This is a genomic window from Balneolaceae bacterium (assembly GCA_034521445.1).
GTDB lineage: Bacteria > Bacteroidota > Rhodothermia > Balneolales > Balneolaceae > JAXHMM01.
In genome coordinates this window covers 645,544-656,156 of sequence record JAXHMM010000003.1, presented here as the reverse complement: position 1 = coordinate 656,156, position 10,613 = coordinate 645,544, and the positions used below count along the sequence as shown (strand labels likewise).

The 10,613-nt window shown below is 58.9% G+C and carries 8 protein-coding genes; 2 read left to right on the top strand and 6 right to left on the bottom strand.

Features of this window, described 5'->3' with window-relative positions; all coding sequences use genetic code 11:
- Both U5K31_03570 and U5K31_03565 read left to right on the top strand, forming a co-directional pair.
- The coding region (locus U5K31_03570; protein ID MDZ7771805.1) for a universal stress protein at window positions 1-363 on the top strand (363 nt) is incomplete at its 5' end.
- Window positions 353-1,393 (top strand): hypothetical protein, encoded by a 1,041-nt coding sequence (locus tag U5K31_03565; GenBank protein MDZ7771804.1) that lies wholly within the window; start codon window positions 353-355, stop codon window positions 1,391-1,393. The genes U5K31_03570 and U5K31_03565, both read left to right, overlap by 11 nt.
- 154 nt (window positions 1,394-1,547) lie before the next feature.
- On the opposite strand, the gene U5K31_03560 is transcribed toward U5K31_03565, so the two are convergent.
- The 6 genes from U5K31_03560 to U5K31_03535 all read right to left on the bottom strand — a co-directional run bounded on the left by U5K31_03560 (window position 1,548) and on the right by U5K31_03535 (window position 10,613).
- A complete protein-coding gene (locus U5K31_03560) occupies window positions 1,548-2,987 on the bottom strand; it encodes a hypothetical protein (protein ID MDZ7771803.1) in 1,440 nt (479 codons plus the stop codon).
- A gap of 140 nt (window positions 2,988-3,127) precedes the next feature.
- Window positions 3,128-4,495 carry a hypothetical protein gene (locus U5K31_03555; GenBank protein MDZ7771802.1) on the bottom strand — a complete coding sequence of 456 codons (1,368 nt, stop codon included), beginning with the start codon at window positions 4,493-4,495 and terminating at the stop codon, window positions 3,128-3,130.
- Between the two features lie 117 nt (window positions 4,496-4,612).
- Window positions 4,613-5,248: a response regulator transcription factor gene (locus tag U5K31_03550; protein ID MDZ7771801.1), complete on the bottom strand. Its 636-nt coding sequence runs from the start codon at window positions 5,246-5,248 to the stop codon at window positions 4,613-4,615.
- 56 nt (window positions 5,249-5,304) lie between these two features.
- On the bottom strand, window positions 5,305-8,175 hold the full coding sequence (locus tag U5K31_03545; GenBank protein MDZ7771800.1) for a two-component regulator propeller domain-containing protein: 2,871 nt from the start codon (window positions 8,173-8,175) through the stop codon (window positions 5,305-5,307).
- A gap of 186 nt (window positions 8,176-8,361) precedes the next feature.
- The gene (locus U5K31_03540) at window positions 8,362-9,216 is read right to left on the bottom strand and encodes an RNA polymerase sigma factor RpoD/SigA (GenBank protein ID MDZ7771799.1); all 855 of its coding nucleotides are present in this window, start codon (window positions 9,214-9,216) and stop codon (window positions 8,362-8,364) included.
- Window positions 9,217-9,461: 245 nt separating this feature from the next.
- Window positions 9,462-10,613 (bottom strand): phosphopentomutase, encoded by a 1,152-nt coding sequence (locus U5K31_03535; protein MDZ7771798.1) that lies wholly within the window; start codon window positions 10,611-10,613, stop codon window positions 9,462-9,464.

Genomic DNA, 10,613 nt, shown 5'->3' with positions numbered 1-10,613 from the left:
GCCGGCCGAACTGGAAGCTGGCGCAACATTCTTACCTACGACGCCCAGCATGAGGAGGCGCCCGACGAGAAGACCATCTCCCTGCGCGAACAGCGCCTGCAGGTGCTTGCCAAAGAGGAGATGCACGAGGTGGGCGACGGGCTGACCACCCAGGTGGTGGTCTCCTCCAGTTCGCCCCACGAGGCCATCCTCGACTACGAGCTGAACAACCCCCACGACCTGGTGGTGATGTCCACCGTCGGGCGCACCGGCATCAAATACCTGATGATGGGAAGCACTACCGCCAGCGTGGTGCGCCACATCGACTGTCCCGTCCTGAGCATCAATCCCAAAGCCGCATCTTCCGAACATCTTGAAGCGTAGTACCCGCGCATCGGCCGGGCCCACCCGCCTTATTCCCCTCCTGCTGCTCGCGCTGACCCTGGGCTTTGCCTCCTGCGACGGCGGCGTGACCGGGTCCGACCCGGGTGAGGATGACGGGGACAACCCCCCGGGCAACGGCGCAAACCTGGCACACTCGCCCCCGGTGGAGGCCGACGGCATCCTGGAGGCGGTAACCTGGAACCTGGAGTGGTACGGCGACCACGCCTACGGGGAGGACAACGGCAACGGTCCGGCCGACGAGGAGCTGCAGACACGCAACATCAAGCAGGTCATGGATTCCCTGAAAGCCGACCTCTATGCCTTCCAGGAAGTCTACAGCCGGGAGGCCATCGAGGACCTGGCCGACTTGCACGAGGGCTACGAAGGCTTCGTGGCCGGCCACATTTCGTGGATCCAGAAAACGGGCTTCGTCTACAATACCAACGCCGTGGAGTTCGTGGGTTCCGGCGCCATAGGTGAGGAGAAGGGTCAGGACTTCGACAACTGGGTCAACGGACGCTATCCCCTCTGGTTCCGTTTCGACTACCGCTGGCAGGGCGAAAGCGTACCGGTATTCGCCGTGGTCATCCACGCCAAGGCGGGCGACGGGGCCGAGGACTACAAGCGCCGAAGAGGAGCTGCGCAGGCGCTCTACGGTTACCTCAAAAACGAGCATCCCGAGGCGTGGATCCTGCTGTTGGGCGACTACAACGACGATGTAGACCTCTCCATCCACCAGGACGAACCTTCGCCCTACCGTGATTTTGTAAACGACCCCGCGTCCTTCGATGTGCTGACGGACACGCTTTCCGAGCAGGGCCTCTCCTCCACCACCAATCCCGCCTACACCGACATGATCGACCACATCACGGTGAGCGATGAGTTTTTCGAGTGGTATATGGAGGGCAGCGCCGAGGTCTACAAGGATCCGCAGACCTGGATTACGAGCTACGGGCAGACCACCTCGGACCACTACCCCGTATGGGTGCGCCTGGACCTGCGCGGCTACGCCGGGACACTCAGCGAATGAGCGGCCGGCTAAAAAAAAGAGGAGATGCCGATCAGGGCACCTCCTCTGGTCTACGGAGTATTGCTTGGGGAATATTCGTCGGCCTCGCCCGCAGGGCTGAGAAGCCTCAGCCCCGGCTACCCATGCGAGCGGGTCACTCCTCCCGGCTACGATTTCATGGGAGGTGCCGCTGGTGCCCTGGGCATAGTAATAGAGGCTGTTTCGGTCTTCCCAGGTGGCGTACTGCACGCCCAGGTCGAAGGCTATCCCGGTCCGCAGCACACGGCGCCGAGCCGCCGCTGTAGATCTGCCGGGTGTTGTCCACCGCTGCCGTACCTTTGTAGGGACTGGGATAGTGGGCGTATCCCAGGCGGGGCACGAAGCGCTCATCCACCTCAAATTCCAGACCCGCCTGCAGGTTCCAGACGTCGGAGAGGCTGCTGCCTACGTTGTCGTTGATAGCCTCCTGGGAGGGGCGCAGCTCCAGCTCGTCAAATTCGATGCGGCCCTCCGAGTAGGGCACATATTCGGCGGATGCGGACAGGTTCACAGGTCCCAGGTTTTGGGCGCCTACACCCAGGTTGATGCGGTTGGGACGCACAATCTTATAGTTGAAGCGTCCGGGTGCTTCGTCCTCGAAGACCACCCCGTTGTCAAAGGTGGTGCGGATGGTCGTGTTGTATTCCTCCTCGAAACTCAGGGTGCTGGGAAACTGGTAACCCACGCCCACCTGCACGTGGGGTGTGATACGATAGATGGCACCCAGTCTCGCACTGAAAGCGGTAAAGCTGGCGTCGATGGTGTCCTCGCTCAGGATGCGGTCGATATCAGTCTCCGGCTCCCCGTCCCCGTCCGTGTCAATAAAGGTATAGTTGTATAGGTCCTGCCGGTCGCTCTCCAGGAAGTTCCGCTCGTAGGTGTAGCCTCCCTCGAAAATTCCGATAGAGGCGCCCACCAGCAGGTTTTCCTTGAACTCGGTAGCAATAAATGCGCTGTACTCGCCCATACGTCCGTTCTCCTGCATCTCAAAATCCTGGTCCACCCCCTTGTAGGGTACGCCGATGCGGAAGATGGAGGAGGTATTGGCGAAGGAGCTGTCGGTGGTGGCATAATCGATGGCGTAGACGTCGAAGGCCGCAAAAAAGAGGCTGTCGTCCGGGGCAATATTGTAGAAATCGGTAATGCTTGAACGGTTATTGAAGCCGCCGCCCGCAAGGGCGCGGTTGAAATCGGCACTCTGGCTGTAGCCCCCTCCCACCACCAGGGCGCCCTGGGAAACGGGAAAATCGTAGAGAAAGCCGAAATCCCCGATGTTGGTTTCATTCACGTCGTGGGTATTGCTGCTGCCCAGGTACCGCCCCTCCTCGCTGACGTATCGGCTGTCGAGGCTGAACGAAAGATAGCTCTCATCAAAGAGGGCCATGGAGGCGGGGTTTTGCTGGTAAGCCCCGTAGCCGCTGGCCCAGGCCGTACCCGGCATGACCAGGGAGATGGCGTCCTGGGAGGGGTACTGCAGCTGGTAACGTAGTACGTCATCGGCCGACTGGGAAAAAACAGCCGGGGGCGCGGCTAGTACAGCAGCCAGGATGAATATAAGATACGTGATACGTTTCATGGGCGTACGAATAGCAGGTCAATGGTTGATGGTGGTGATGATGAATAGGGGGAGCTGGTTGCGCCCGTGGGACGTGGCATGTGGCATGGAAGCTGTCCTTGCACCAGGGCTTCCATGGTGTCGCCTGGTCGTGAAACGGTTCAGTTTCCGCCGCGGCTGCGACTGGAACCGTCGTCGTCGCCTCCACCGGAGCCGCGGGAGCGGCTGCCGCCTGAAGACCGTGACCGGCCGTCAGAACCGGAAGAATCTGACCCCCGTCCAACCGAACCGCGGCTTCCGGAAGAACCACTGTCACGTCCCCGGTTTCCGGTATAGCCGCCGCGATCACCTCGGCTGTCCCAGATATGTTCGTAGGAACTGCGATTGGATTCGAAGAATTCACCAAGGCGCTGCAGGAATCCCTTTCGCTCACGGGTTTCCGGTCGCTGCACCGTTTCCACGCGGTAGCTCCTCAGACGATCCTGAAAAGCTTCCGTGTTCCGGGAAAAATCATACCCGCTTCGGAACAGGGGCTGCATACGCTGCACGCGTCTCATCTCACCCGTTCGATGGTTGGGATCAACCGTTGGGAAGAATACCGCATCGGTACTCCTGGAAGTTTCGGAAAGCGAACGATAGCGAATTACCTCGTCTGCGCCATCGCGGCTTCGCTGCATTTCGCTGTCACGGTTCACTTGCACACCATCGTCATTGCCACCGCGTTTGCGGGTAGTACTTCCGGATCCTGTAGTGCCGCTTCGTGAACTGCCACCCGAACGTGTCCGGTTGACGCTGCCGGTAGAGCGTGTCGTGCCCGAACTGCCGCCGCGGATTCGGCCCGTGTTTGAAGATGCATCGGCACTTCCGTACCGGCTGCTGCTGCGAACACCCTGGCTGTTGCCACGCATTGCACCGCCTGCATCCAGCCTGGAGGTGCCCAAGGAACGCAGGCCGTAACGAACATCCGAGCCACGGTCGTCATCATACCAGGCGAAATCGTCGTCCAGGAAATAGTAATTGTTGTAGTAGGTATTTCCCCAATAGCCGTGGTTGTACCGCCAGCTGTGGAAGGGGTAGGAAGCAAACCAGCGGTCATGGTAGGGGTAATAGCTCCCGTATCCTATACCGAAGGAAAACCATGGGCCCCGGTAGGACTTGAATCGGTAGCTCATATAACTGCGCCACTTCCAGTCCGAGTAGTACGGGCCGTACCCGTGGCGCCACTCGTCGTAGTGACCGTATCCGGACCATCCAGCCCTGTAGTAATTCCCATAGTTGCCGCCGTACCAGGTGTCAAAGGGACTGTAGCTGCTCATATAATAGTACCCAATCTTGCTGCCGCGGCGATCGTCCCGGCGTACATCGCTTCTTTTTTCAGCGGCGCGTTCCTGTGACCGCTCTTCGGAAACCTCGTGAGAAGGAGTATCAGAAGAGTAGCGGTCCGTGGACTGCTGGTACTTGAGCTGGGTATAGCAGCCCGACAGCAGAATGACGAAGCTGAGCAGGAATATCGACTGAAGCGTCTTCATAGGAACCTCCCCAAGGTTTATTTTCAAGAACACTACGTGAATCTGTTATTAATGTTACTAATCGCAAGCCCTGGCATCAATCACATGATAATGTTAGGCGAAAATGGCCTCCAGGGGCTATATTTCCCCTTTCAGCGATTTAGCGATCACTTCCGCCTTCGAATTGACGTGTAGCTTTTTGTAGATGTTTCTGATATGGGCACGCACCGTATCAATGGAGATGTCGTAACGGTCGGCGATCATCTTATAGCTCAGCCCGTCCACCAGCCCGTTGACAATGTCGTGCTCGCGCGGGGTAAGCTTGGAGTCCTCGTTTTTTTTGGGACTCTCGTCCTGAAAATGGTGGATCACCTTGCGGGCGATCTGCGGGGACATGGGAGCGCCGCCCTCCAGCAGATTCAGGATAGACTCCTTGATCTCCGGCAGGGAGGTATGTTTGAGCAGATAGCCCGATGCGCCGGCGCAGAGCGAGTCGAAGATCTTGTGGGAGTCGTGATAGACCGTGAGCATGATAATCTCAATCTCCGGGTGTTCCTCCTTGATTATACTGATGCCCTTGATACCCGACATGCCGGGAAGCTGTATATCCATAAGAATGACGTCGGGATCGGGGTGCTCATCGAGATAGTCGAGCATATCTTCGACCGAATCGACGGCCACCGGACATTCCAGCTCCTCCTGCATGTCCAGGTAGCGCTGGATCAGGTCCCTGATTTTCTTGTTGTCTTCGACGATGCCTACGGTAGAAGCCATAATTGGGGGTCCTTGAGTTCGCGATTGCGTCGTGCCCGTCCGGCGGAACGCGGCTGTTACGACTGCTCCCCGCTAACGTGCACGGTAAATCCTTCGGTATTGGTAAACTCGATATCAGCTCCTATACGGTTCGCTCGCATTTTCATGTTACGCATACCCTGGCCGCTTTTGCGTTTGTGATTGGAAATACTTCCGTTATCCCTAACCACCAGATCAAAGGAGCCGCTGCCCTTGTTCACGAGACGTACGGTTACGCGGTCGGCATCGGAATGCTTGGCCACGTTGTTGACGGCCTCTTTGAATATAAGGTAGAGATTCTCCTTGACCGGTACGTCCAGGATCTTGTCCATGTCCAGATCGCCAAATTCATAATGCACCTCCCGGTCAGGCAATACGTTGTTGATGTAGTCCTGCATACGGTCGGTAAGGTCGCCAAGGGTGTCGTTACGGGCGTCGATAGACCAGACGATGTCGTCCAGGCTGGTCACAATTTTGCGACTCTGTTCGCCAATCTGATGAAGCGACTCCTTGAGGCCCTCCCGTACGTCCAGGGTCTGCAGAAAGTCCGACTGCAGGGCGATTTCGGTGAGGGCGCTGCCCACGTCGTCGTGCAGGTCGCTGGCAATGCGCACGCGCATGCGCTCGATCTCCACCAATTTGCGGGTGCGGTAGTAGTGGTAGATGAAATAAAAGGCACCGGCAAACACGAGAGCGGCAAGCATGACAAACCACCACTGCATCCAGAAAGGCGCCAACACGGTGAACGATACCGTCGCCGTTTCGGCACTCCATATACCATCTTCATTCTGAGCGCGTACCTCAAATTCGTAGGAGCCCGGCAGGTAGGTGGAAAGCTGCACCTGCCGCTGGGTGGTGCGGCGCCACACGTTGTCGGCGTTGCGGATGCGGTACTCGTAAACCACCTGCTCGGGAGCAGTAAAATTGAGCCCGATAAAATGGAAGCTGATAGTATGGTTGTCGCTGCCGATCTGCAGGTTATCCACGCCCCGCACCGATTCTCCGGAGACCGATACGGCCTCCACATGTACCTTGGGCGGGGTGCTGTTGATCTGCACCCCGGAGGGATCGAGTCGGGTGAGTCCCCCCACCGAACCAAACCAAAGCATGCCCCGGTCGTCCGTGTAGCCTGCGCTGGCGTTCATTTCATTGGCCACCAGCCCCTGGTCCTGGGTAATCAGCTTGAAGGCCTTGCGTTTCTCGGCCAGGGTCTGGTCTTCGGAATAGCGCTCCGCGTCGAAGCGAACCACTCCGCGGTTGGTGCCAATCCAGAAGTATCCCTGCTCGTCCTGCAGGATAAAGTAACAGACCTCGTCGGGCAGGCCGTCCCCGGTCGTAACCGCCATGATTTCCCCGTCGGAGATACGTGCGATACCCTCATGGGTGGAGAACCACATGTCGCCGTTTTCTGCCCTCAGCGCGTCCATCACCCCGTTGTTGGGCAGTCCTTCTGCCAGGGTATAGTTGGTGTAGCCACCCTCCTCCAGCATACTTACCCCGCCGTAGGTGGCAAACCAGAGCCTGCCCCGGTTGTCCTCGGTGATGTCCATCACCGTGTTGTTGGCCAGGCCGTCTTCGGTGGTATAGGACTGGAATTGCTCGTCGTCGTAGTGAAGCAGCCCGTCCCCGTAGGTGCCCAGCCAGAATCCCTCTCCCCGAGAAGGATTGTGAATCGTTCGTATTTTGCGTGAAGGAAGACGGTCTTCGTCGTAGTTGTAGAAGACGATGCCGTTGTAAATGCTCAGACCCCAGCGCGTGCCGATCAGCAGGTCGTTCTGGTCAGACAGCTCGGCCGTATAGACCTTGTTGTCGACAAGCCCGTGAAACTCGTTGTAGGTAACGAAGCGCTGGTCTTCGTAGTGGGCGAGGCCGCCGCCGTAGGTGGTAACCCAGTGCTCGCCCAGATTGTCCTGGGTGATGGAGGTGATGACGTTGTTGGGGAGACCGTTCTCCACGGTAAAGTTACGAATATGGTCACCCAGGAAGGCCGTGATGCCTCCGCCGAAGGTGCCGAACCAGATATTTTGCTCCCGGTCCAGGAGGGTAGCGTGGACAATATTGTTGGTCAGTCCCTGATCCACCGAATAGTTGGTGAACGTCCCGCCAGACATGTGGCTGACCCCCTCTTCCGTGCCGACCCATAACCCGCCTTCCCCGTCAGGGGAGAGAGACTGCACGCGGTCGTTTACCAGGCTGTCCTCATCCTGGGTATAGTTTCTAAATTCGCTGCCGTCGTACTGGCTGAGTCCGCCGCGGGTGGCGATCCAGAGTACGCCCTCGCTGTCCAGATACAAGTCGCGGAGGAGTACCTCCGGCAGGCCCTCCTCCACCGTAAAGTTGGTAAAGGTGTCGTCCCGCAGCCGTGCGAGCCCACCGCGGGTGGCAATCCAGTAGTTCCCAGCCCCGTCCTGAACGATGTCCCGCACGCTGTTGTCGGGCAGCCCGTTATCCACCAGGTACTGCGAGAGGGTGCCCGAGATATCCAGGTGCCATAGCCCATGGCTGTCGGTGCCAAACCAGTAGCCTCCCGCCTCGTCCTGAAAGATGGTGCGCACGGTCGTGCCCTGCAGTGGATTGAGCACGGAGCGGGTGCGTATTGAGTCCTCCTCCATTACATTTACCCCGTTTTCGGTGCCTATCCATAGCCGGCCGGCGCGGTCTTCGTACAGGGCATGGATGTCGTTGCTGAGCAGGCCGTCCTCTTCGTAGTAGTTGGTGAAATCGAGGCCGTCGAAGCGGTTCAAACCGTAGCTTGTAGCAATCCAGATGTAACCCTCGCTGTCCTGCATCATGCGGTTCACCACCGATTCGCTCAGCCCCCTTTCGATGGAGTAGGAGCGAAAGGGCAGCTGCTGGGCCGCGGCCGGGGCGGAAGAAGCTAGCAGCAGTATAAGCAGGAATCTCTTCATAGGTATCCTAACGAACAAAACGGGCGTAGCATATATCCGGCGCAGGGACCGGCGGGTCCTGTACCGGGTTCACCCCGCAACATGCAAACAATAAGGTTCCGGAACAAAAAAGGCTTCCGGTCTGCCTTGCAGCAGAGGGAAGCCTCCGTCGTTCACATCCAGGTCGTGAGAGGGTCTCCAGGCAACCTAGCCCAGGTAGGCTCTCAGTGCGGCGCTTCGGTTATGGTGGCGCAGCTTGCGCAGTGCCTTCTCCTTGATCTGCCGCACGCGCTCGCGCGTCAGGTCAAAGCGCTCGCCGATTTCCTCCAGCGTGAGCGAATGCTCGCGCCCGATGCCGAAATAGAGGCGGATGACCTCGGCCTCACGGTTGGTCAGCTTGGAAAGGGCCCGCTCAATCTCCACCTTCAGGGACTCGCCCATCAGATCGTTGTCGGGATCGGGGGTCTCCTCGTTTTCCAGCACATCCAGCAGCCGGTTGTCCTCGCCCTGGGCAAATGGGGCGTCCACCGAGAGGTGGCGGCCTGAAATCTTCAGGGTGTCGGCCACTTCGGAAACGGTCATATCGAGACTTTCGGCCAGCTCGGCAGCGGAGGGCACCCGTTCATACTCCTGCTCCAGCTTGGAGAGCTCCTTGCCGATCTTGTTCAGCGCACCCACCCGATTCAGGGGGAGGCGGACGATACGGCTCTGTTCGGCCAGGGCCTGCAGGATGGACTGACGGATCCACCAGACCGCATAGGAGATAAATTTAAAACCGCGGGTCTCGTCAAATCGCTTGGCCGCCTTGATCAGTCCGAGGTTGCCTTCGTTGATCAGGTCACCCAGCGAAAGCCCCTGGTTCTGGTACTGCTTGGCCACGGAAACCACAAAGCGGAGGTTGGCCTTGGTCAGGTCTTCAAGTGCTTTCTGGCTTCCTTTCTGGATCTCCTTGGCCAGGCGCACCTCATCCTCCGGAGTAATTAATTTTTCTTTGCCGATCTCCTGCAGGTAGCGGTCGAGAGACTCCGACTCTCGGGTAGATATTCCTGAACTTCTAGCCACGTTTTTTGTCTGGGTTTTAGTTGAAATTAGTTCCTGGAAACGAGGCGCCCGAAACAGCCTTCCCCGGCGACGCCGGTATGCGTGTATGTGCTAACGCCTCCCCTCTGCCTATGTTATAAGCATACATCTGTTCAATCTCTCTAATATAAAGTCTTAAAGTCGAAAAGTCGAGAAGTCAGAAAGTCCACCGACTCCCCGACTTTTCGACTTTTGGACTTATTAGACTTTGTTAGACTTTATCAGACTTAGTAAAAACTATGTCCGGGAAAAGAATGTTCCAGCCCGAAGAATTCAGCCACGCTGCAGGCCACATCGGCGAAGGTTTCGCGTGTGCCGAGATCGGCCGGTGGACCCGGGAAGACCAGCAGGGGGACGAATTCGCGGCTGTGGTCGGTGCTCTCGGAGGTAGGGTCGTTGCCGTGGTCGCCCGTCACGATGAGCAGGTCCCCCTCCTTCAGCTTGCTGAAGATGGCCGGTACGGCACGGTCCAGCTCCTGAAGACAGGCCGCGTAGCCCTCCGGGTCGAGGCGGTGGCCGTACTGTTGATCCGTGTCGATGAGATTCACAAAGACGAAACTGTCTTCGGCGGCCGACATGAGGCTCAGAAGCTGGGAGAGGCCCTCTGCGTTGCCGCGCGTCTTGCGGTACTGCGTAAAGTAGTGCTCCCCGAACAGGTCCGATACCTTGCCGATGGAGTAGCGCTTTATGCCCGCCTCCTGCAACAGCGAGAGCAGGTTGGGCTCGGGCGGGTCGAGCGAATAGTCCCGGCGGGCGTGCGAGAGGCGCTCGAAGCTTCCGGGCTCGCCCTCGAAAGGCCGCGCGATCACCCGTCCCACGCCGTGCTCGCCGGTCAGCACTTCCTCGCGGGCCAGGCGGCACCAGCGGTAGAGCTCCTCCAATGGAACCGCATGGGTGTGCGCGGCCACCTGGAAGACGCTGTCGGCGGAGGTGTAGACGATGGGCCTGCCGTCCTGCAGGTGCTCCTCTCCGTAGTCGGCGATGACTTCGGTGCCCGAACGGGGCCGGTTGCAGAGCACGCCGGACTGTCCGGTGACCCTGCAGAAGGACTCGATCACCTCCTCCGGAAAGCCCTCCGGGTAGGTGGGAAAAGGACGCTCCAGACGCACGCCGGCCAGCTCCCAGTGCCCTGTGGTGGAGTCCTTGCCGGGCGAGGTCTCGCGCATGCGTCCCCACGCGCAGAGGGGATTGGGAGAGGACGGCACGGAGGGGAGCTCCAGTATGTTGCCCAGTCCCAGCCGGCCCAGGTTCGGCAGGCGGCAGCCGGTTTGCGCGCATACGTGGCCCAGGGTATTGGCGTTATGGTCCCCGTAGTCTGCAGCGTCTTCCTGGGCCCCGACTCCAAGGCCGTCGATAACCAGAAGATAGCAGTTGCCCAC